At 33.2% G+C, this 22644-nt stretch carries 25 protein-coding genes; 7 read left to right on the top strand and 18 right to left on the bottom strand.

Annotation, left to right across the window (positions count from 1 at the left end):
• Window positions 1-98 precede the first annotated feature (98 nt).
• Entirely contained in the window at window positions 99-1052 is a 954-nt protein-coding gene (locus F8154_RS06285; RefSeq protein WP_151860759.1) for a Na/Pi cotransporter family protein, read from the top strand.
• A gap of 16 nt (window positions 1053-1068) precedes the next feature.
• Here F8154_RS06285 and F8154_RS06280 read toward each other — a convergent pair whose 3' ends face one another.
• From F8154_RS06280 to F8154_RS06260, 5 genes are all read right to left on the bottom strand, one after another.
• Window positions 1069-2328: an MFS transporter gene (locus F8154_RS06280; protein WP_151860758.1), complete on the bottom strand. Its 1260-nt coding sequence runs from the start codon at window positions 2326-2328 to the stop codon at window positions 1069-1071.
• A gap of 94 nt (window positions 2329-2422) precedes the next feature.
• Entirely contained in the window at window positions 2423-2962 is a 540-nt protein-coding gene (locus tag F8154_RS06275; RefSeq protein ID WP_151860757.1) for a 2-oxoacid:acceptor oxidoreductase family protein, read from the bottom strand.
• The gene (locus F8154_RS06270) at window positions 2959-3711 is read right to left on the bottom strand and encodes a thiamine pyrophosphate-dependent enzyme (RefSeq protein ID WP_151860756.1); all 753 of its coding nucleotides are present in this window, start codon (window positions 3709-3711) and stop codon (window positions 2959-2961) included. Before F8154_RS06270 ends, F8154_RS06275 begins: the two co-directional genes overlap by 4 nt.
• 2 nt (window positions 3712-3713) lie before the next feature.
• Window positions 3714-4784, bottom strand: a complete 1071-nt coding sequence (vorB, locus tag F8154_RS06265; RefSeq protein WP_151860755.1) for a 3-methyl-2-oxobutanoate dehydrogenase subunit VorB — start codon at window positions 4782-4784, stop codon at window positions 3714-3716.
• Window positions 4785-4808: 24 nt separating this feature from the next.
• Window positions 4809-5012 (bottom strand): 4Fe-4S dicluster domain-containing protein, encoded by a 204-nt coding sequence (locus F8154_RS06260; RefSeq protein WP_192930183.1) that lies wholly within the window; start codon window positions 5010-5012, stop codon window positions 4809-4811.
• A gap of 222 nt (window positions 5013-5234) precedes the next feature.
• On the opposite strand from F8154_RS06260, the gene F8154_RS06255 reads away from it, so the two are divergent.
• Window positions 5235-6158: a LysR family transcriptional regulator gene (locus F8154_RS06255; RefSeq protein ID WP_151860754.1), complete on the top strand. Its 924-nt coding sequence runs from the start codon at window positions 5235-5237 to the stop codon at window positions 6156-6158.
• Window positions 6159-6171: 13 nt separating this feature from the next.
• Here F8154_RS06255 and htpG read toward each other — a convergent pair whose 3' ends face one another.
• From htpG to F8154_RS06235, 4 genes are all read right to left on the bottom strand, one after another.
• On the bottom strand, window positions 6172-8052 hold the full coding sequence (gene htpG / locus F8154_RS06250; protein WP_151860753.1) for a molecular chaperone HtpG: 1881 nt from the start codon (window positions 8050-8052) through the stop codon (window positions 6172-6174).
• A 168-nt stretch (window positions 8053-8220) separates the two neighbouring features.
• Window positions 8221-8556: a hypothetical protein gene (locus F8154_RS06245; RefSeq protein WP_151860752.1), complete on the bottom strand. Its 336-nt coding sequence runs from the start codon at window positions 8554-8556 to the stop codon at window positions 8221-8223.
• Between the two features lie 176 nt (window positions 8557-8732).
• Window positions 8733-8912, bottom strand: coding sequence for a hypothetical protein (locus tag F8154_RS06240; protein ID WP_151860751.1), 180 nt, complete (start codon window positions 8910-8912; stop codon window positions 8733-8735).
• A gap of 18 nt (window positions 8913-8930) precedes the next feature.
• On the bottom strand, window positions 8931-10064 hold the full coding sequence (locus F8154_RS06235) for a polysaccharide deacetylase family protein (protein WP_192930182.1): 1134 nt from the start codon (window positions 10062-10064) through the stop codon (window positions 8931-8933).
• 113 nt (window positions 10065-10177) lie between these two features.
• On the opposite strand from F8154_RS06235, the gene F8154_RS06230 reads away from it, so the two are divergent.
• Window positions 10178-10366, top strand: coding sequence for a hypothetical protein (locus F8154_RS06230; RefSeq protein WP_151860749.1), 189 nt, complete (start codon window positions 10178-10180; stop codon window positions 10364-10366).
• A 16-nt stretch (window positions 10367-10382) separates the two neighbouring features.
• Here the strand turns inward: F8154_RS06230 and F8154_RS06225 are convergent, their stop codons facing one another.
• A complete protein-coding gene (locus tag F8154_RS06225; protein WP_151860748.1) occupies window positions 10383-11078 on the bottom strand; it encodes a 4Fe-4S double cluster binding domain-containing protein in 696 nt (231 codons plus the stop codon).
• Window positions 11079-11258: 180 nt separating this feature from the next.
• Here F8154_RS06225 and F8154_RS06220 point away from each other — a divergent pair, with 180 nt between their 5' ends.
• On the top strand, window positions 11259-11471 hold the full coding sequence (locus F8154_RS06220; RefSeq protein ID WP_151860747.1) for an alpha/beta-type small acid-soluble spore protein: 213 nt from the start codon (window positions 11259-11261) through the stop codon (window positions 11469-11471).
• A 154-nt stretch (window positions 11472-11625) separates the two neighbouring features.
• On the top strand, window positions 11626-12153 hold the full coding sequence (locus F8154_RS06215; RefSeq protein ID WP_151860746.1) for a DUF4364 family protein: 528 nt from the start codon (window positions 11626-11628) through the stop codon (window positions 12151-12153).
• A 68-nt stretch (window positions 12154-12221) separates the two neighbouring features.
• Here the strand turns inward: F8154_RS06215 and F8154_RS06210 are convergent, their stop codons facing one another.
• Entirely contained in the window at window positions 12222-13160 is a 939-nt protein-coding gene (locus F8154_RS06210) for a YncE family protein (protein WP_151860745.1), read from the bottom strand.
• A gap of 120 nt (window positions 13161-13280) precedes the next feature.
• Entirely contained in the window at window positions 13281-14579 is a 1299-nt protein-coding gene (locus tag F8154_RS06205; RefSeq protein WP_151860744.1) for a bifunctional folylpolyglutamate synthase/dihydrofolate synthase, read from the bottom strand.
• Window positions 14580-14888: 309 nt separating this feature from the next.
• Between F8154_RS06205 and F8154_RS15040 the strand changes: the two genes are divergently transcribed.
• Window positions 14889-15059 (top strand): hypothetical protein, encoded by a 171-nt coding sequence (locus tag F8154_RS15040; protein WP_192930181.1) that lies wholly within the window; start codon window positions 14889-14891, stop codon window positions 15057-15059.
• Window positions 15060-15881: 822 nt separating this feature from the next.
• Here F8154_RS15040 and F8154_RS06200 read toward each other — a convergent pair.
• Both F8154_RS06200 and F8154_RS06195 read right to left on the bottom strand, forming a co-directional pair.
• Window positions 15882-16112: a polymorphic toxin type 44 domain-containing protein gene (locus tag F8154_RS06200; protein ID WP_192930180.1), complete on the bottom strand. Its 231-nt coding sequence runs from the start codon at window positions 16110-16112 to the stop codon at window positions 15882-15884.
• Between the two features lie 18 nt (window positions 16113-16130).
• The gene (locus F8154_RS06195; protein WP_151860742.1) at window positions 16131-16406 is read right to left on the bottom strand and encodes a hypothetical protein; all 276 of its coding nucleotides are present in this window, start codon (window positions 16404-16406) and stop codon (window positions 16131-16133) included.
• A 473-nt stretch (window positions 16407-16879) separates the two neighbouring features.
• Between F8154_RS06195 and F8154_RS06190 the strand changes: the two genes are divergently transcribed.
• Entirely contained in the window at window positions 16880-17350 is a 471-nt protein-coding gene (locus F8154_RS06190; protein WP_192930179.1) for a hypothetical protein, read from the top strand.
• Window positions 17351-17937: 587 nt separating this feature from the next.
• Here F8154_RS06190 and F8154_RS06185 read toward each other — a convergent pair.
• The 4 genes from F8154_RS06185 to F8154_RS06170 all read right to left on the bottom strand — a co-directional run bounded on the left by F8154_RS06185 (window position 17938) and on the right by F8154_RS06170 (window position 22248).
• A complete protein-coding gene (locus F8154_RS06185; RefSeq protein ID WP_151860740.1) occupies window positions 17938-18519 on the bottom strand; it encodes a hypothetical protein in 582 nt (193 codons plus the stop codon).
• Between the two features lie 371 nt (window positions 18520-18890).
• Window positions 18891-19817, bottom strand: a complete 927-nt coding sequence (locus F8154_RS06180; RefSeq protein ID WP_151860739.1) for a 4Fe-4S dicluster domain-containing protein — start codon at window positions 19815-19817, stop codon at window positions 18891-18893.
• Window positions 19818-19838: 21 nt separating this feature from the next.
• Complete coding sequence (locus F8154_RS06175; protein WP_151860738.1) at window positions 19839-20432, bottom strand: TetR/AcrR family transcriptional regulator; 594 nt, start codon at window positions 20430-20432, stop codon at window positions 19839-19841.
• A 250-nt stretch (window positions 20433-20682) separates the two neighbouring features.
• Window positions 20683-22248, bottom strand: a complete 1566-nt coding sequence (locus tag F8154_RS06170) for a multicopper oxidase family protein (RefSeq protein ID WP_151860737.1) — start codon at window positions 22246-22248, stop codon at window positions 20683-20685.
• Between the last annotated feature and the right edge of the window lie 396 nt (window positions 22249-22644).

Below are 22644 nucleotides of genomic sequence, written 5' to 3'. Positions count from 1 at the left end.
ATTGAGTCAACAAAAACTTTATTTGTATTTTGTTTCACACCATAAGAGGTAATTAAAAACAAATCTCTCCAATATATTTTATGAAGGAGGGATACCAGTTGAATAATATTATATATTTATGTATTACAGGTCTTTCATTGTTTTTGCTTGGTATGCGACTTCTTACCATTGGACTTAAACATTTAATTTCTAAACAATTGAAAGCTAGGCTAAAGGGCTTAAACATAAACCCATTTATAGGGCTATTAATTGGTATTATAACCACTATGTTTCTACAGTCAAGCAGTAGTGCAACCATAATTATGGTGGGGCTTGTAGAGGCAGGTGTTCTATCAATATATCAGGTAACACCAATGATTATGGGGGCAAATATTGGTACTACAATAACAGCCCAGCTAATAGCCTTTAGGATAGGTACCATAGCTCCAATACTACTGTTGAGTGGATTAATTTGTACAATAATTAAGACTAAAAACAAAAAACTGTTTTTGTTTGGTGAAACCATGATGGGCTTAGGATTATTGTTTATTGGTATTAATCTATTGGGTGAGGGTCTACAGCCTCTTCAGCATATCATACCCCTTCAAAGGATTATGATTGAGGTGGGGGACAGACCTTTTTTAGGAATACTAATGGGTTTTTCTACTGCTGCAATAATACAGAGTAGTAGTACAGGGGTTGCACTTTTACAGTCTATGACAGTTAGTAAAAGTATTACTGTTTCTGCCGCAATTCCTATTCTGTTAGGCTTAAATATTGGCACCTGTGTTACAACCTTAATTGCCAGCATTAATCTAAGTAGGGCTGGCAAAAAAGCTGCCATAATCCATTTAATATTTAATACTCTAGGGGCTGTTATAATATATCCATTTTTACAGCCCCTAAATAAAATAGCTATAATTATTGCCCCCTTCAATTTAGCTAGACAGCTGGCACATAGTCATACACTATTTAATGTAGCAACAACTATAGTTTTGCTACCTATTTTTCCATTAATAGTAAAGTGTGTGAACTTTATTATAAAGGATACTCCCTATTCTTTTAAAAAATAGAGTGGATAGCTGAAACTTACGCTGTACTCTCCTTCTTCTTTGGATTCTTAACAAGCATTATTAGTACAGCTGATATTATACAAAATACAGCCAAATAGTTAAACACAGCAGTATAATTATTATTTGTTACCGTAAGTATATATCCACTAACGGCAGGACCAATTATACTTGCAATAAATCCATAGGCAGTAAACACTAGGCCTAGTATTATTCCAAAATTCTTTAATCCAAAGCAATCGGATATCATTGGTGCAGAACAGGAAAATAAAGTCCCATAGCCAAATCCAATCATGGCTGCAAGTATTGATAAAACCCCTAAGCTATAGGCATAGGGAAGAATCATATAGGCTATTCCAGCAGCAACAAAGGTAATGGCCAAGGTTACTTTTCTACCTATTACATCTGAAATTGCTCCTGATACTAATCTACTAATACCATTGGTTAAATTATATGCAGTTAAGATAGTAGCAGCAGCAGCTAAATCGAAGCCTCGAGAAAGTCCTAGATTAACCGATAGGGTCACCATTGTAACACCAGCAGCCCCCATTAGAGCCCACACACTCCAAATCAACCAAAAGCTTTTGGTTTTAATTGCTTCCCTTGGTGTAAAATCACCCTCACTGACTTTATTTGATGCTTCAGCAGTTTTTCTTTGTTGTGTTTGACTACCCTTAACCTTTTCTGGTATTTCCGTATATTGAGAAGCTATTAAACCTACTATTAATGTTATTATTGCCAATGCTATACATAGTGTTTGATAGCCCACTGCCTCTATCATAATTCTAAAGATAGGCACCATAATTGCAGCAGATATACCAAAGGTTAAGTTTACAATACCCGACACAAGACCTCTTTTTTGCGGATGCCATCTTTGAACACTGTTTATACCTGGAGAGTAGATAAAGCATGAGGCTCCACCAACTAAAAATGCCCATAAGTAAATCATCCATATATTTGCAACAAAGGCAATCATAAGGGTTGCTAAGCTTGTTATGATTGTTCCTATCATCATAAGCTTTCTTACACCGATTGTTGTTGTCCATTTTCCTACAAAAAACATAAAAACACCTAAAGATGCTAGCATGAAAAACATTACATAGCCAAGGGCACCAGATTCAATTTGCAGCATTTCCTTCCATATAGAACCCATTAAACCTGGAAATCCGAACACTAATGAACCTGGAAGAAATATAGCAAAGGTACTACCAAGTACTGCTAAACACCCTCTAATATCCCCTTTTTTTCCCTTTGTGTTATCAATAATACTCTGCTCCATAGTCAACCCTCCTAAAATATATTTTGATAATTATTAAAAAGTAAAGCCCACAATGATAACAAAGTCATTATGGGCTCTTAGTCCCTAAAACACTTTAGGATTTTTTATATGCTATACCTTTATTGATAGCCAATAGGTTAGTATCTAATAATTCTGGTCTTCTCTTAGCAACTAATTCATCCATCGCCTTCTCAACCTTCGGTAAATCAATTAGTTTAAGGTGTGGAAGCAGTGCCCCTAAGCAAACCATATTTGCAATACTTGTGTTTCCTATTTCATTTGCCATATCTGTTGCTGGTATTTCAATTATTGTAATATCTTCTCTAGGATTTTCTAGCTGGGCTAAGGAGGAGTTAACTACTAATACTCCACCAGGCTTAACACGAGGTGCAAACTTCTCGTAGGCTGGTTTATTAAGAACAATAGCAGCATCAGCAAAGTCAATAACAGGTGAATATATTTCTTCATCAGAAAGAATTACTGAGCAGTTGGCAGTTCCACCACGCATTTCTGGTCCATAGGAGGGTATCCAGCAAAGCTCAAGATTAGAGCCCATTCCAGCATAGGTCATAACCTTTCCTAGGAACATAACCCCCTGTCCACCGAATCCAGCAATGATTACTTTATCCATCATAAGCTTTTTACCTCCTCTGTTACCTTTAGCTCGCCCATTTCATATATTGGCATCATATTTTCCCGTAACCATTTTAAGCTGTCTACAGGTGATATTCCCCAATTAGTTGGACAGGTTGATAAAACACTGACAAATGCAAAGCCAAGTCCTGCCAGCTGTACTTGAAAAGCCCTTTTTATTGCCTTTTTAGCTTGAGCAATATTCTTTGGTGAATCTACAGATACAGAGGCTACATAAACAGCACCCGGCAGATTAGCAATAACCTTAGGTAAATCAATAGGGAAACCAGTTGATTCAATGTCTCTACCATAGGGACTGGTTTTTGTTTTCATACCCTCAAGGGTTGTGGGGGCCATTTGTCCTCCGGTCATGCCAAATATTGCGTTATTTACCATAATAGAAGTTATCTTTTCTCCTCTAGCAGCGGAATGAATAGCATGCTGTGTTCCTATAGCAGCAATGTCACCATCACCTTGATATGTGAAAACTACCCTATCTGGAAGGGCTCTTTTAACACCTATTCCCACTGCTTGAGCTCTACCATGGGCTGCTCCCACAAAGTCACAGCTAAAGAAATCCTGACTAAAGCCTGCACACCCTACAGGAGAGATACCTATTGTATCTTCAATAATATTTAGTTCCTCCATAGTTTCTGCAATAAGTCTCATGATTATTCCATGTGTACATCCTGGGCAGAATGAAAAAGGAACATCTGTTAAGCCTTTAGTTTTAGTAAACACTTTTTTCATTCCTACACCTCCTCTGATCCAGATAAACTAAATTTATTTTCTACAAAATCTAATATTTCATTTTCTGTAGGTAGCATACCACCCTGTCTACGGTATAGGTAAACTGGCATTTTACATTCTACAGTAAGCTTAACATCTTCTATCATTTGACCTGTATTAAGCTCTACTGTAACTATGCCTTTAACCTTATCCATATGTGGAGCAAATGCCTTTACTGGAAATGGCCATAAGGTAATAGGTCTAATTAAACCAAGCTTTATTCCCTTAGCACGTGCATTCAAAACAGTACTCTTGCATATTCTACCTGTTGTACCATAGCTAACTAAAAGGTATTCTGCGTCCTCAGTATGGAATTCTTCCCAGTGCTGTTCCTTTTCTTGTATATCCTTATACTTAGCTTCCCACTTAAGATTATTTGCTTCACCTATTTCATTAGTCAAGGAATAGCTGGCTAAAACCCGCTTCTTTCTTCCTTTACATCCATCAACAATCCAATCTCTATCAACCACTGGTGCCTCAGGTCTTTCCTTTAATACAATTGGCTCCATAGTTTGTCCTAAAAATCCATCTGTTAATAGTAATACTGGGTTTCTATACTTATCAGCCAAATCAAATGCTAGCATTGTATAGTCGTAAAGCTCTTGAGCCTTTGAAGGTGCTAAAACGATAGTTCTATAATCTCCATGGCCTCCACCTCTTGTCGATTGAAAATAATCTGATTGAGCCGGACCAAGTCCACCTAATCCAGGACCACACCTGTTAACGTTTACAATAACCATAGGTAAACCAACTGCAGCACTATAAGAAATCCCCTCTTGCTTTAAGCTAACACCTGGGCTTGATGATGCAGTCATAACCCTTGAGCCTGTACAGGCTGCTCCATAGCACATGTTTATAGCTCCAATTTCATCTTCTGCTTGTAACACAGTTCCACCTTGCTTTGGTAAATGCTTTGACAAGTACTCTACCACCTCTGTTGATGGTGTGATAGGATAACCAAAAAACAATTTACATCCAGAACGAATGGCGGCTTCACCAATTATTTCATTACCCTTCAATAACACTTTTTCCATCTAAATTTCAGCTCCTTCCTACCATTATTTATAAACCTCTATTGCTACATCGGGACAGACTGTTGCACACAGGGCACATCCAATACATTTCTCTTGATCTTCACAAATAACTGTAAAGTATCCCTTTTTATTGGCTTTGTCTCCTATAGCAAGTATCTTTTTAGGGCAAATATCAATACAAAGACTACAACTTTTACAGTATTCCTTTAGTACCTCTACCTTAGCCATGCTAATACCTCCCTTTGCTTTGTATTTTGTAATTTTTACCAAATTCAAATATTATTTGAGTGTATAAAATTTATTCTTAGTTATAGAATACAGAATATTTCTTACATTGTGAAATACAATAATGCTATTATAGTAATAAGTAAAACTTATTTATATTGATTAAAACAGATATAAATGATATTATTTTTATATATTTTACTACTATTAGATTGGGGGTAGATTATGGATATTAGACAGCTCCGTTACTTTATTGCTGTTGCAGAGCATCTAAGCTTCACTGAAGCATCTAAGCAGCTATTTATAGCTCAATCGGCAGTAAGTCAACAAATTGCAGATTTAGAAAAAAAAATTGGCGTACAGCTCTTTACTCGAAATAAGCGATCGGTAAGACTAACTAATGCCGGTGAAGTGCTTCTTAAGGAGGCAATTGGTCTTGTAAATAAAAGTGAGGAGGCTATAGAAAAAACTCGTCAGGCTGATCTAGGAATTATTGGTAATTTAAAGGCAGGCTTTATAGGCTATACAGAAAAGGATTTTCTTCCCTATTTAATTAGAGAGTTTAGACGCAACTATCCAAAGGTTGAGCTTCAATTAAACCAATTAAACCATGGCTTATTAATAGAGGGCCTCAAAAACGGTGAATTAGATGTGGGCTTTACTCTATCCTTTGGGGTTGATAATATTGGTGGCTTAAAAAGCAAGCATATCTTTACAGAAACAATATCTGTTGTAATGCATTGTGATCACCCCCTTGCAGATAAAAAAAGCATCTCCCTTTCGGCTTTAGCAGATGAAAGCTTTATAGTCCTCAATAGACATGAGTCGCCTCAAGGCTTTAACAAAACTTTGCTTATGTGTACCAATAATGGCTTTAACCCAAACATAGTAAGTGAACCAAAGCTTATTCAAACTGTATTATTACTGGTTGATTCGGGAATGGGAATTGCTATACTTCCCAATAGCTTAAAGCTTCAGTCAAGCCCTAGTCTTCGTTTTATTGATATTGAAGGGGAACAGGCTGAGGATGAGCTAGTTATTGCATGGAAAAAATCAAATACTAACCCTTCTATTCCATTGTTCTTAAATCAGCTTGAAGCTTCAAAGATGTATTATAGACAGGAAATAAAAGAAGCTCCTATCAAATAGAAGCTTCTTATCTTTATGAAATTAAATGCTTCATAATCTCATTACTTCTTTTAATAAAGCTACTCATATCGTCGGGAGATAAAGTTCTGTGGCTAATCATCGCTAAATCATACACCTGTTGAGCTATCATATTAGCTTTATCTGACCCTTCCTCATTATTATTAATTAGGTAGCTTATAAGTGGGTGCTTTTTATTTAGTACTAGGGTTTCTTCACTAGGGATAGCCCCCATATCCATGCCATTCATGCTATACATCTTCATCATATCCTGCATTCTTCTGCTGTTTTCTGAAAGGATAATCATACCAGCAACATCATCAGACTTTAAGCTCTCAAGCTTCACCTTTAAATCCTCTCGGTTTAGTGCTTTTTTAAAAATGGATAATAGGCCTTCAGTTTGGTTTTTATCCTCTTCACCTTCTATTGCTTCTTTATCCTTTATAAGCTCTGCTATGTCGGAGTCAACTCTTTTAAAGCTTAAGTTATCTTTTTGAGCTTCTACATAGGATATAAAGGCTGAATCAATGTGGTGGTCTAGTATAACAGCATCTAAATTATTTTCCTTAATTAATTTAATATATTGGGATTGCTGTATTTTATCAGTTACGTAATATACTTGATTCTCCAGCTTTCCTTCTAAACCTGAGAGATATTCTTCCACTGTGGTATACTTGTTATTAATGGTTTTATATAGTATTATTGAATCCACCTTTTTATAAAATTTTTCATCCTTTAATGATCCAAATTTTACAAATGGGCTTATATCATCCCAAAACTTTTCGTATTGCTGCCGTTCTGATTTAAACAACTGATTCAGTTTGTCTGCAACCTTTTTAGTAATATAGTCAGATATTTTTCTTACTGACCCATCATTTTGAAGAAAGCTCCTAGATACATTTAATGGGAGGTCTGGACAGTCTATAACTCCCTTTAACAGCAGTAAAAACTCTGGAATTACTTCCTTTATATTATTTGCAATAAACACTTGGTTATTGTATAGCTTAATTTGTCCCTCCAATGTATCAAATCCCGTATTTAGTTTAGGAAAGTAAAGAATACCCTTTAAATTAAATGGATAATCCATATTCAGGTGAATCCAGAATAGTGGCTCCTTAAAATCTTTAAAGGTGCTTCTATAAAACTCCTTATAATCTTCATCTTTACAGCTGTTAGGCTGTTTTAAATACAGGGGCTCAATGTCATTTAAAGGCTTTGGCTCTTCAACAACTATATTACCTTCTTTATCTTTTTCTGGCTCCTTATCTGCTACATCAAAAAAGATTGGATATGGCATAAAAGAACAGTATTTCTCAATAGTTGATCTAACAGTATATTCATTTAAGAAGTCTTCACCTTCTTCTCCTAAATGAAGTGTTATCTCTGTTCCTCTATCTAGCTTGTCTCCCTTTTCCATTTCAAATTCTGTTCCACCATCACAGCTCCATTTAACAGCCTCAGCCTCTTTTTTAAAGGATAATGTATCAATATCCACCCTATCTGCCACCATAAAGGCTGAATAGAAGCCTAAGCCGAAATGCCCAATTATTTGATCCTTATCACCCTTATCCTTATAGGTGTTTAGAAAATCCTCTGCACCAGAAAATGCAATTTGATTTATATACTTTTTGACCTCGTCATCCGTCATGCCTATACCATTATCAATAAACTTTAGTGTTCTCGCTGTCTTATCTAAAACAACCTTAACGTAGAAGTTTGTCTCTCCACTCAAATCTGCCTCCCCAAAGGTATCTAACCTCTTAACCTTTGTAATAGCATCGCATCCATTGGATACTAACTCTCTAATAAAAATGTCTTGATCTGAGTACAACCATTTTTTAATTATAGGGAATATGTTTTCACTATGTATAGACAGGCTACCCTTTTGCTTACTCATAAAAACCACTCCTTCTCATTCTTGTTAATTAAAGCCGAATACATCATTTCTTTTCTATATTATTTTTATGCCATAGCCTTATACAAAACTATGATACAACTATAAGAAATTTATGTCAACAAAAAGTTAGCACTCTCTCCATTAAAGTGCTAACTTGTCATTTAAAAACTAATTTACATATGGGTATTTCTGTATATACTCTTCATACTTATTATAATCTATTATTTCAATTCTTCCATCTTCTAAATGAATTATAAATTGTAAAAAAACATCCAAGTCACCACCAATACCACCCCAAAGCACTGAATTATCTATTGAAAAATCATTAATATATATGTTCATTTTTTCATCTGAATCATCGTTTTTATAAAAATCTTCAATACTATACTCCTTTTGGATAGTTCCTTCAGTATCTACAAGCTTTAATCTGTCAATGCTTCTATCTTTATTATAAAAGGAAATTGCAATTAAATCCTCGTCATCTGTAACCTTAAATGTATACATGTTATTATCTTCATAAACTAATTCACTCTCACCTTTACCTACAACCTCTCTAAGTATAATGTAAGAATTATCATTTAGTCTCCAGGCTAATTTATATATGCTGCTGTCAGTGTGTTCAGTGTATTTAGAGGACTCAATATAGCTGACATAGTAATTAATCAGCTCATTATCGTTATCTATATAAAACTCTCTATCCTCCAGCAGTTTATTAATCTTTGTATTTCCTTATCCTTTTCTGCCATTTGTTCCTTCAAGCTACTTATTTCTTCATAATTGCTTTCATTATTAGAAATTGTGTTTTTTGAACATCCTACTAAAGTAAACATAATGAGCATTATCAATATTATTTTCCTCATGCTTGCCTCCATACTTTTTTAATAGGTTCTGATTAGTTGTTGTTTTTTACTATCTGAAACGGAATTTTTATACTCTTCTGGTACAGAGATATAATTGGGGTCACCGTCACTTATATAACGTAGTCGCTTTCCTTCATCAAATGCCTTTAACCAATCATATAAGCCCACTCCATCTACCTTTGTTTCACTACCCCTAACCCTACGGATTTTTAAGGGATTAAAATTATTGCTAAAAGGAGAGTGATATGGGTCCCATCCCACTTCTAAAATCGCTACATTCTCATAGTTCTCACCCTCATACTCACCCTCAGCTAGATACTTATGCCATTCTTTATTTGATGGCTTAGATCCAAAGGGCAATGCTAGAGTATTAACTTCGTAGTTTGGTAAATATTCTTTTATAAATTTGCTTAGTTTTCCTATTTCCTCTTGTATTATTTGTGGTGTTGTATTTGTAAAATTAACATGGGTAATGGTATGGTTACCAATATCCATTCCCTTGTCTACTATATAATTAAGCTTATATTCAACAAACTCCTTTTGTCCAAATGGAACTCCGCCATTAATATAAAAAGTTGCCTCTAAAGGAAAATCAGGATACCTTTCATTGAAAGCCACAAGTATGCCCACTGCACAATCTGGATCTATTATCCACTCTCCATTTTCATCTTCTATCATATTAAAATTATTCTGATTACCATCATCAAAGGTAATAACTAATGGTGTCATTCCAGCCTCTGTAGTAATATTTCCTGTTGCATAATCGTATAGACTAATAGGTCTAAAACCTCTATCATATAGCTCCTTTAAATCCCTTCTAAAATTATCTGGAGTCCTTGACCATTCTGCTTCTGGCTCTTTTATATGATGATACATTAAAACCATTACTTCTCCTGCTTCATTTGGTTTAACTACCTCTAAATCAATTTCTTTAACTGTATTTTCTTCTGTTTCTTCCTCTATTTCTTCCTGTGTTTCTTTCTCTATTTCTTCCTGTGTTTCTTCCTCTTGATTTTTCACTTCATCACCTTTCTGCTGGTTATCCTCTATAACAACAGGTTGGTCAGAATTGTTATCAACGTTACTTTGACATGCAGCTGTAAATAATATAACAGTAATTAAGGCTAAAGCTATAAAAGCTATTCTTTTCATGTCCATCCCCCTCAAATGTGTTTGAATATGACAAAAATTTTTGAATTTTTTTACATTATTAAACTATAATTAATTATTTAGTTTAAGAGCATAATATTATAAGAGGTGATTTCATGTCTATCAGAAAAAGTCAATGGACCAATATTAAAGGTGACCGTAGAGAAGAAAGTGCAAAAACCTTCAAGTTTGAAGAAAGACACTTTCATAGGGAAGCAAAGTCACAACAATCCCAATTAGAGAGTTCTCATCAGCATGGAAATAGAAAGAATGTAAAAAGACAATTTGAAGACAAATTGACTTAGGGTAGTTATTTCTACCCTATTTTCTTAATACACCATTTCCTCTTGGACATACCTTTAAGCATATACCACAGACTGCGCCTCTACCAATGTGTTGATACTTTTTATGCATATGTTTACTGCAAATAGCAGGGTCAAAAATATCTTCTCTAGACATACCAGCACTCCAAGTTGCTCCTGTTAATGCATTGGCAGGACATGCTTCAACACATATGTTGCAGCTAGAGCACTTTGAGGTATCAATTGGTTGGTTGTACTGAAGCTCCATATTTGTTAAAATTGTTCCTAATCTTATTCTGGGGCCATATTCTTCAGTTATTAAACAGCAGTTTTTTCCTATCCAACCAATGCCTGACTTGGTTGCAGCTGTCCTATGGGGAAATAAGCTATTATACCTCCAGCCATCCTTGTTAATAGATTGAGAGGCTGGAATTGCCATTGCTAAATAACCCCACTGCTGTAAAAGATTAGTGACTTTTAAAGCCACTTGGTCTATAAAGGTATTGACGGTTCTATAGTGATGAAAATAGGTGTGGGTTGGTCCATTTTCTGGATCTATATCGCTAATAATTTGGTCTGATAATCTAGCTACTATTGTAATTCCACTTTTTAAGTGTTTAAATTCATTAGGCAATTGATCTTCTAAAAAACTATAGCCTACCTTTACGATACCTTCATTATTTAAAAATTGTGTCAGCTTTTCCTGTTTATTCACGCTAATCAGCTCCTTCCATAATTATAACACAAAGATTTGCTGTAGCTTAACTATATATTTGCTTCCATTATTTTTTAGTAGCTCAATTTACTGTCAACATATTAATGCTTTTAATGGTTAAACTATAAGTACAACAGCACTAAGGCTGTTGTTAGATTAAGGGTAGAGGAGGAATAATTCATGGCACGTAACGGAAATAATCGTATCGTTGTACCAGAAGCTCGTCAAGCACTTAATCAAATGAAGCTGGAGATAGCAAATGAATTAGGCTTAACTGACTATGAAAGTATGGACAAAGGGGAATTAACCTCAAGACAAAATGGTTATGTTGGTGGATATATGACAAAGCGGTTAGTAGAATATGCTGAAAGAACAATGAGTAATAATAAATAAAGATGTTAAAAAAGGAGGCACTATATGATTTAGTGTCTTCTTTTTTACTTTTTTGTGGTTTTTAGTATATTATTATCTAACAGAAAGTCTTTTAATAAATGGGAAAATGAATTAAACTATTATAGAGATATACTTACTGAAGGAGGACTATAAAATGTTTGTAAATTCATCTCAACAATTGGCAGAAAAAAAGCTATTGCTATTATATATTTTTGATAAATTTGATATGCCTATAACCCATTCACAGACAACAGACTTTATACTAAAAAATGACCTAATGAATTATTTTATGCTTCAACAGTTTTTAGCTGAGTTAAAGGATGCCGAATTTATAACTGAAGAAGCTAAGGATAACCTACAGTATTTTAGTATAACTGAAAAGGGTAAAAACACCTTAAAATATTTTGCTGATAGAATACCCCAATCTAGCATTAACAGAATAAATGGGATTCTTGGTACAGCTAAGGAGGAATTAAAAAAAAGCTCTGAAATAAAGGCTGATTATATTAAAAAGAATGATACTGAATATTTAGTGACTTTAAAGGTTATAGAAAATCAGCAACAAATTTTCAGTATGGAGTTGAATGTATCAAGTAATAAACAGGCTAAGCTTATTTGTGATAATTGGAGAAAAAAAGCACAAAATACTTATGGAAAAATTATTAATCTTCTTATAAATTAAGTAAACAAACAAAGGTAATTATAATGGGGAAAATACTTATACCCTTTATAATTACCTTCATAATTAAGCTACAAAACTAAAATACTTGTTGGCTCTTTACCAACTGAAATGCTTTTAACTATTCTTTTGCTCACAGTGTCTATTACATGCAATAGGTTTTCATGAATACTGGTTACATAAACCTCATCTTTATCATAGTTGATTTCCACTCCATGGGGCATTTTACCAAGCTTAATTCGCCCTTCCTCTCTGTCCTTTTCAAGAGAGTATATGTGAAGAATATCCATATCTGAATCACTAATATATAAGGTTTGATTATTTTTATCTGCCACTACCTCTACTGGCATCTTTCCTATATTAATAGTTTTAATTAGCTTCATTTCGTCAACATCAAATATAAAAATCTTACCCTTTCTTTCATATAGGTGGCTATAATGTACTGCGTATAAATGTTTTCCGTTATAGCTTAATTTTAAATGCCAGGGGTTGCCATCTAATGAATGACATTTCTTCTTCTCATTGTTTTTTGTTGTTATTTCAGTTATAGTACCTGAGCCTTGATTTGCAACAAATATCCTTTCCTGATCTGTAGTCATAACCATACCATGGGGATGCTCTCCAGTTGGTATTTGTAGTGCTACTTTTAAAGTATCTAAATGGATAGCTGTTACACTGTTAGAATCGGAATTAGCAACATAAATATAGTTGTATTTTCTACAAAGTATTACCTGACTAGGGCAGCTACCTACATAAAGTATCTCTTTAGGAGCACCTGTAATTAAATCTATTATTTTCAAGCTATTATTGAAGTTATTTGGAACATATAAATACTTTAAGCATCTGTCAACTGCTATATGATGAGGACCTAGTCTCTCAAGTGGGTAAACTTTACCATACTGATTTAGAGATATTCTTCTTTGTTCCTTTCCTTTAATAGGGTCAACAATTGATATTGAGTCGTCAAAAAAGTTAGCCACTATTAAGTTGCCTAAAGATAAATCATTCATCCCATCACCTCATCATCAATCCATAAAACATCACCTATAACTCTAATCTATATACCTATCTTATGAGGAACATATAAATATGTGATAATAGTTTTATTGTTGATGTTAAGGGGATTTATGCTAGTACTTTTCTCTAATATTTCTTCTTGCTTCACCAATCATATATAATGAACCTGCAATAACTATTGCTTCATTAGGTTTTGCTATTTTAAAGGCCATTTCTATAGCCTCGGGTATTTCTACTTCAATATAATGGGTCTTGTTATACCTTAGAGTTTTTTCCGCCAGGTGTTGTGGCTCCATAGCACGGGGATTATCAGGCTTTGTCAGTACAACTCTGTCAATCAAAGGTATTATTTTTTCAAGAAAGCCTTCAACATCTTTATCCTTAAGCATTCCAATAACTAGAGTTATTGAATAGCCCTTCAGCTGATCTTTTATAGTCTTACTTAAAGCTTCAGCACCGTGAATGTTATGGGCTCCATCAATTATTGTTAAAGGCTTTTCCTTCATTAGCTCTAGTCTACCAGGCCATCTTGTATTTAAAAGTCCACTGTAGATGGAGGCATCATCTATTGCAATGTTATAGTAGGTCTTTAACACCTCAATAACTGTTAAGGCTAAAATACTATTATATATTTGATGTTTACCTATTAAGGCAATTCTCACGTTGCTATAGGTTTTATCCATAACAGTTATAGTAAACTCTTGCCCCTCTATTGATGATTTAGCTATTTGTAGGTGGTCAAAAGAAGCAACAATTAAATCACTTTTCCTCTCCTGACAGATGTTTTTTATAACCTTTGATGCTTCATCCTCTTGTGGATAGGCTACTACAATACCATTTTCCCTTATAATGCCTCCCTTTTCAAAGGCTATTTGATCTAAAGTATCCCCTAAATATTCCATGTGATCGTAACCTATAGGAGTAATAACTGAAACCAACGGCTTATCTATAGCATTTGTTGCATCTAGCCTACCACCAAGACCAACCTCTAAAACAAGATAGTCAACTTTTTCTTGGGCATAGTAATAAAGGGCTATAGCGGTTACAACCTCAAACTCTGTTGGATGGTTCTTACCCTCTTTAACCATTATTTCAATTTTATCCTTTACAATAGCCGTTACCCCAGCAAGCTTTTCTTCTGGTATGTTTGCCCCATTAATTCTTATTCTTTCAGTAAAGGCTTCAAGATAGGGAGAGGTATAAAGCCCTACTCTATATCCAGCCTCTACTAAAACCTGACTAATAAAGGATGCAGTTGATCCCTTTCCATTTGTACCGGCTAAATGTATTATTTTCAAATCCTTTTGTGGTTCACCTAACAGCTTCAATAGGTATTTAATGTTTTCTAAACCAAGCTTACTACCAAACTTATAGGTACCATGGATGTATTCAAGTGCTTCATTGTAGTTCATTATCTTTCCTCCGTTTACTGTATGATATAATTCTAAAATGAATATTACCATAATAGTTATAGATAGTCAAAAGAATATGTCGAGTGGACGGAGTTGTTGTCACTTTTTAACTGCGCTTTTCACTTTAACAGATGTAGCTTTGAGTCTAGGTTCTTATATAACTAAAGGTGCAGTAGCTTTTGCTAATATCCACAACTGTAATGCAACTATTGACAGTATTAAGGACATGTTATAAATTATAATTAGTTTATGAGCACATCACTAAGCGATGTGCTCATATTTATAATTAATTCTATGGAGTTGATTGTCTTGTTTGAAGTTTTGAGGGCAGTTATAGTGGTAGCAGTTTTATATATATTTTTTGCTAGAAGGAATAATGCAAAAAATGTTAGATTTGCAATGAATGCTTATCTAATATCTTTTGGATTGCTTCTTGCTTCGTTAATGTATCTTATAGCTAAGATGGTTTTTAGTCAATAGTTACATATTATGTTAAAACACAAAAAGGTAAAATATAGTGAGTTGCGAAACAAAAGAACCCTCCCTGCGTTTCTATTAAACACTATCCCCTTGTTTTGGCCCTTCGCCAATGAAAAAGTAGCACAAAAAAAGATAAAACCAATAGAACCTGGAATACCACAGGGGCTTTTTTTGCTCCTAGGATATGCCGCTAAAGTCTATTGTTTTTATCTTAGGAAACGGTTGTTAAGTAACTAATTTAGCTATATGTTAAATTAATATAGCGCTTTAGTTGTAACCAAAGGGCTATATTAGTAATTAAGTTTATTATTTAAGTTACAAATAATAATAAATAAATACATACAATAAAATACAGAAGAAACCATTATAAGTATTCCGCCGCCAGGTGTAGGCATTTCTTGCGGATTAACTATCGGGAAAAAAGCAAAAAATAAATTAAACATAATAAAAAAATAAGGAATCCATAGGAAAATATATATATAATTCAAACCCCTTAAATTTAAATGGAATTTAATAAGTAAAAATAATAAATATGGAATTAAAATAATAATAAATATATAAATAAATTTAAAAACTAAATCTAATATATTTACATCAATATTACTTAATCTATTAATCCGATATATATTCAAATTTAATACTGAAAATATAAAAAAGAATAATCCTAATATAAAACTTACACTATTTATTTTTAAAAATTTCTTAATAATATAGTCTCCTTAATTTGATTATATTATATATTATTAAATTTAATATAGCAAAGTAATATTTTAAGTTTTAAATATTACTTTGCTATATCTATGTATTAATAACTTTTATATTTTACCAGTTATCAACTGCATCATCATGACCAGCTTCAATTGCACTTCTATCATCCATACCTTCTGGAGTGAATAAATGTCCACCTGCAAATTCTCCTCCTGTGTATAAAATAGAAAGAGAAAAAATCATTTCTCCTGTAAAACCATAATTGTAATTACCAATATATTCTGATGTTACAACTTCTATTCCATTAAAGGTTTTAGCAGTAAACTTTTTATTATAAAAACACACAAAAACATATGATATGTATCATGTATTTTTTGTGTGTTGACGATCCTTATCTCCAAATTCCTTTATTAAATCAACATATAAACTTACCACAAAAACTCCTAACCATATTTTAAAATGATGTAAATATCCTTCGTTTAAAAAAAATGATTCATATATCTTATCAAAAAAATCTTCCATAGAAACATAAGATTGAAAAATATAAATAAAAAAGCTACTTAATATATAAACTAATATGTATACAGGAACAAGTATAAAAACCTCTTTAACAAAAATTTTTAAAAAAGATTTAAGCATTGGTTAATCACTCCTAGTATAATATAGTCGTAGTGGTAAACACAGTGACGGTTCAAAATGCTAAGTTGTTGCATATATATCTATTATATCAGTTTTATTTGTAATATTTTGTAATTCTATGTAGTTAATATAATTTTTCTAAGTGGCGTTACTAATATTATTGATTTTTAAGTGTTCTATAAGTGTTTCGATGCTTCAAATTAAGTGGAGCTAAAGTTGAGGTGTAATAAAAAACCCATGCGAAACAAAAGAACCGTCCCTGCGTTTCGCGTTTCAGAAGAGGCAATATGTCCCTTTATTTTTTTTGTTTTTTAAAAAAAAATAGTATATTTTACCGAATGTAAGGAATAATATTAAACATGTACATAATGCACACTATTGACATAATGTACATGTAAATGTATAATACAATTGAAAGGTTGAGAAAAATGAGTAAAACTAACTTTTTCCATGAGTTTAAAGGGGGATTTAAAATGACAGTTTGCTTAGAGAAGCAAGTTTTTGAGAAGGAGGTTTTAGGGCTAAGGGACTTAAGAAACAGCATAAGTGAAGTTTTTTCAAAAGCAATAAATGATTTTGAAGAAGTTATTACTGGTAATGCTAAAAAAGGAGGAGAGACTGTATCAATATTAGCTACCAGGGAGTTAGTACAAATTTTGAGTGCATATAGGTTCAATACTGAAATAAGTTTTGATGATGCAACCAATCAATACGAATTAAGTCTTAATGAAATAAAAATTTATGCAAGTGGAGAAACGAAAGAAGAAACTCTACAGATTTTTATGGATCTTCTAATGGACAATGTTATGGATTTTTTTGATAATTTAGAGCTATATATGAGAATACCTGAAATGAAGAAACTATATCCATATTATCTAAAAATAAAGCATTGTAACACATTTGAAGAGTTAGCTACAGTATTGAACTTAGATGAAATTTTCTAAGAAAGAGGGGCGAGTGTTATAGCTGTTTGCAGTTACAGGGATTTAGGAAAGGTTTGCAAAGCACTTGGTTTAAGGTGTGAGAGTAAGAAAAAAGGTGTAATGTGGAAAGGCACTATTAGTGGGGAATATGTAAGAATATCTATTCACATACATCAGCAGGGAAAAGATATACCAACAGGTTTATTTAGACAATATATTAGAGACTTAAAATTTGATAATAATGATGAATTTTTTAAATATCTTAAGGAAATATAAAGGATCTTTGTTAGTCCTTTATATTATTTTTAAGGGACAAGTTGTCCCTTAATCAATTCTAAATATTAAAATGAAGGATAGCAATTTATCTCAACTTCAAGCATTAATTGGAGAGCATCTTTAAAAAGATCCCTCAAGAAAGTATGTAGATCATTTGCTGTTTTAAGGCTCCTCTCCTTTATAACATAGAACTATACAATTCTAATTCTTTCCATAAAGAAACCAATTTTTTGTATTATGAACAGTTTTACTTACATTACCTAATATCATGGCGCTTATGCTTTTCATGTATTGGTTAGCAATGCTGCTGAACGCCAAATGTATTTAAATGATTAATCTAAGTTTTCGTTAAATCTTTTTTCTAACAACTGTCCTATTTGTGAACTAAATTGATACCTGCTTTGGTATTGTGGATTTGTTGTTAAATAATCATAATATATCTTTCCATCAATGCGAGGAAAAGGGGTGAATCTCGCAATAAAATCGTTAATCTTTGTAATAGGATGATTATTTTTAGAATCTCGTATATTTTCTAACTCAACTTCTAGTGCTTTATGGTATGCTCTTAATCTATTTGTTACCTCATCCCTAAACTCATAGTCGTTTACAATACGATTAATGTCATAGTAGCCCTGTAAAACGGTTCTATTAAAATCACCTTTTAGTGTCGTTGTATAACTCCAAGCATCAACATAACTAATACAAGCATTAGCCATGTCTAATGTTACTTCCTCTTGCTCCAAATATTTAATTGCCAAACCTAAATAATACTGCATAATTTCAAAATTATTAAAATAATTTGTGCCGATATGGCTTTTTAGAACTAGGTTTTGGGTATACACAGTAAGTACTAGAACTAATAAGATAACAATACATGCTACTACATACTTGAACTTATTTTTTTTATTTATCATAACTCCCTACTCCTACTGTAATCATATTATGTTTTAATTATATATAACACCTACTGACGTTACAATATGATTATAAATCCTATTTTCATCTATCATATCGTCAAGTGCTATCGGCATTAGATATAATTGATTTATATTTTTTCATTCTATATATATTCTTTTTAGTAACCCTTTTTTTCTTTAACTACATCATACAAACCTTGCAATTTAAACGTCTACATATGTTTTTATATGCTATTTTATAGTTTGATTTTACGCAGTCTGACAATTGCTGAGTTTCATGCACAGTACTACATGCAATGGTGGTTTTACTAGTGAAATAATAGCAATGTAAAGTTACCATCAAAACCCAACAACTCATTTGTACCTTTTCAAGAATGTTTTTTCATATACCCTTTTTTGATTTTATCAAAGTCATTACTGAAGAAAGTGCAAGATTTCACGCAGACTGTACAGCCATATTCGTTGGCAAATGGAACAGCACAGCGAGCAATGTCAATATGCTTTTTTCTTCCTAGCTCATCAGTTTCTGTTTCTTTATATATTGCACCTGATGGACAAGCTTTTACGCATTTGTTGCAACTATTGCAGAAGTTTCTAATCCAAGCATATTTGTTTTCGGTGTTATATCTAAGTTCCATGGAAGTAAACACACTTCCGATTCTTAGTGAACTACCTTCTATTTTGGTTATAAGCAGTCCATGCTTTCCCACTTCTCCTAAACCTGCATTTCTAGCTAATAAACCATAGTTAGTATCTCCCCCAAGTGCCGGACCTGGATGAACGCCATATCCATACTTCTGAAGAAATTGGGAAGCTTTATTTGCAAACCTGCATAGTTGATAGTATGTTCTAAAAACTTCTTTCATACTTTTTTTCGATGGGGCAGTTTTAATGATTTCTGGATTCATCTCCATTGTAAGGACAATTGCACTATCATATTGGACAAATTTATCTTTGAAGACAACTTCTGGTGTAACTTTTGTATATCCTATCTCTGACATGCCATTCTTCTTAGCAAAAACCTCTAGCTCTTTTATAATGTTCTCATTATATTCTGTTTTTACATTAGAAGGATTGTTGTTGATAATACGATAACTTTTTCTAATTTCATAAAGGCAGCCAAGCATATAGGGTAGAACAGGAATCTTTTTTAGTATAGGCACTTTATCACTGGAATACTTGGAAATCAAGCCAGGCACAGATAGCGTTGCCTTTGACATTTCATTTGGTAATATAGCATCTTCTAATGGTGTTACACAATCATTGATCTTTGGAATAATTTTTGACATATTCATCAAATCTTCCCTCCTTTAGCTTTAACACTTAATCAAATCATACAAACCAAGTAAGTTCCTTGTTAGATTTTCTTCTAGTTGACCTTCTCCTGTTGTTATCCATGCAAATAAGGTCCCTTTAACCTGAGTATTGATAATGCTTGCAAAGGAAGTTGGACACACTGAAGATTTAATTTCTTTATTTTTAATTCCTTCTTCTAAGATAGATAACAAGACACTTAATATCATTTTATTACTGTTTATATATTGCAACCTTAATCCCTCATCTTTTTTCAAAGCCGATAAAAAGAGGTTAAACATTTTTTTTTCTTGATCATCCACAATGCTTTCACCATCATATTCAGGCCTAGAGGCAATTGCATGTACAATAAATAATAATTTATCTTTTGTTGAACCTTTTCTTATTTTTATAGACCCAGTCATTTCTTTAATGTATTTAATAAAATAACTCTCAATAACCTCATTTAATAATTCTTCCTTACTCTTAAAATAATGATAAAAAGCACCCTTGGTTAAATCAGACTGTTTTACAATCTGATTCAATGAAATACTTTCAAAACCATTTTCAATAAACGCCTCAAATGCTATCCTTAAAATCTTATCTCTTGTATTCATGGCACTCCTCCATACAGACTGGTTGGTATGTTATAATTATATCTAACTTCTAACATGTTGTCAATCTTGTTTTTTTATGACCGTTCAACACTAATACAATCATTAATAACAATTACAAAAATACTATTAGTATATTGATATTTTGCGGATTTAGAATAAAAAAACCACCGACTATTCCAAGTTAGTATGTCGTGAATTTGATGAATGTAGTCTAAGCTTTTCAAACCCTTATCCTTTTAAAAACATATATTCAATTTATTCTTTGAAAATAATCAAATGTTTGATTCACAATTTCAAAGGGCCTCATCATCTCATGATCCTCATGCTCCAGTATATGACAATGCCATGGATACAAACCTACATATGGAGTAAATTTCATGATTATTCTAGTGATTTCACCGGGATTTGCTCTTACTGTATCCTTCCATCCCCTTTCATTTAGTTCTGGTAATACTGCTGTACCAGTAGTAAGTATCTTTTTTGTTTTTTTATAATGCTCCACATCAAAGGGCTGTCTATCTAGGATTTGAAAATTCACTAAATGAATGTGTATCGGATGGGTAGAGTTGGCAAGATTTATTAAGCTCCAAACCTCTATACTACCCAGTAGGGGTTTTATTGTAATGGGATCATCCCATCTTTTACCATCAAGAAGCAGAAATGCCCTTCCATATTTATCGGTTTCCCTCACTAGGGTAAGGTTTCTTGTTAATCTTGCATCCTTCTCAAACAGAGGCATGATTGAGCTTAATCTATAAGGAATTGTGCTAAAATCATATTGTGAAAGCAGGAGCGATACTCTAAATTGCATTATTTGTCCTTCATTAGTAGAATCAACAGGATTTCCCCTTGGATATGGCGAAGGGGCATCATTTGTTATGATTATATTATGTCCTCTAAAATTAGAAAAATCGATGATTACATCGGCACGTTCGGCAGGAGCTAATAATATCTGTTTAGCAATAATAGGTGTTTCCAACAAGCCTCCATCGTTTCCTATTTGATAAAAGGGTTGACCTGACGAAAGCCTTATTCTATAGAATCTAGAGTTTGAACCATTAATAATTCGAAATCTGTACTTTCTTGGTTCAACCTCTAAGTATGGCCAAACCTTTCCATTCACTAATATGGTATCTCCGAAAAAATCAGGAACTATAGAAGGACAAACATTCGGCACAGGTGGTTGTGGTCCTGTTGGATAGTAAAGAGAGCCATCATCATTAAAGGACCTGTCTTGAATGAGCAGTGGCATTTCATATTGTCCTTCAGGTAAGTTAAGATATTTCTCTAAAGGGTCACGGATGATATAGGGTCCTGCTAATCCTGCATATACATTAAGACGTGTAATACCAATTGCATGGGCATGATACCAAAGTGTAGTTCCACGCTGCCTGTTTGGATAATCGTATATTTTTCTAGTGAAATAGGGGCCTACTATTTTGTATCCCTTAGTAAACCATGCATCTGGATATCCATCACTCTCTGGACGTACTACTCCACCATGAAGATGTATGACAGTCCTGACTCTAGGTTTATTGGGTTCAGCACCATGTATGGTGGTATCAACAGGAAGTAAATGTTTTTCTGGGAGATCATTTATCCACTTAACCTTTATCCACTCATTCCTTCGAACCTCAATAATTGGGCCTGGATACTTCCCTTCGAATCCCCATACAGTTGTTTCTGGCAGATCTCTATGAAGTTTTTGTTTGAATTGCTGCATCCTTATTTTGTAATAAGGCACTCCATCCAGTTTCTCTTTAGGTTTAAGATTCTTAATGATGGGTAGTTTATCTTCAAATTTGGATAGGTTCACTTTTAGCATACCCCTTTCAATTTACTATTTCATACTATCATATGAAATAGCAGATGCTGCTGTGTGCAAATGAATAAAGCCATTTGAAAGGGTAAAATCTCAAATGGCTTTTGAATAGTGAAACATAGGTAGTGAAACAGGCCAAACATAGGAACGGCTATTTGTTTCGTTATTCCCTATAGCCCAAACTTATTTATTTGCTCACTATAGCATCACTTTATAAAGATCAATTTGAATCTTTTTTCTTGTTAGTCTTGGCATATGGCAACTCTTTTCTTTACTTTGATTTACAGTATCATATGAAGTGCAGAGAAACGAAAAAATTGACCCTACATTTAAATAATTGAGGTGTAGTAAGAATTCCTTGCGAAACAAAAGAACCGGCAGACTGCGTAA

This window comes from Alkaliphilus pronyensis (assembly GCF_009017275.1).
Taxonomy (GTDB): Bacteria; Bacillota; Clostridia; order Peptostreptococcales; family Natronincolaceae; genus Alkaliphilus_C; species Alkaliphilus_C pronyensis.
Note: the sequence above shows the minus strand (reverse complement) of the source record. Positions and strands in the feature narration are given on the sequence as shown.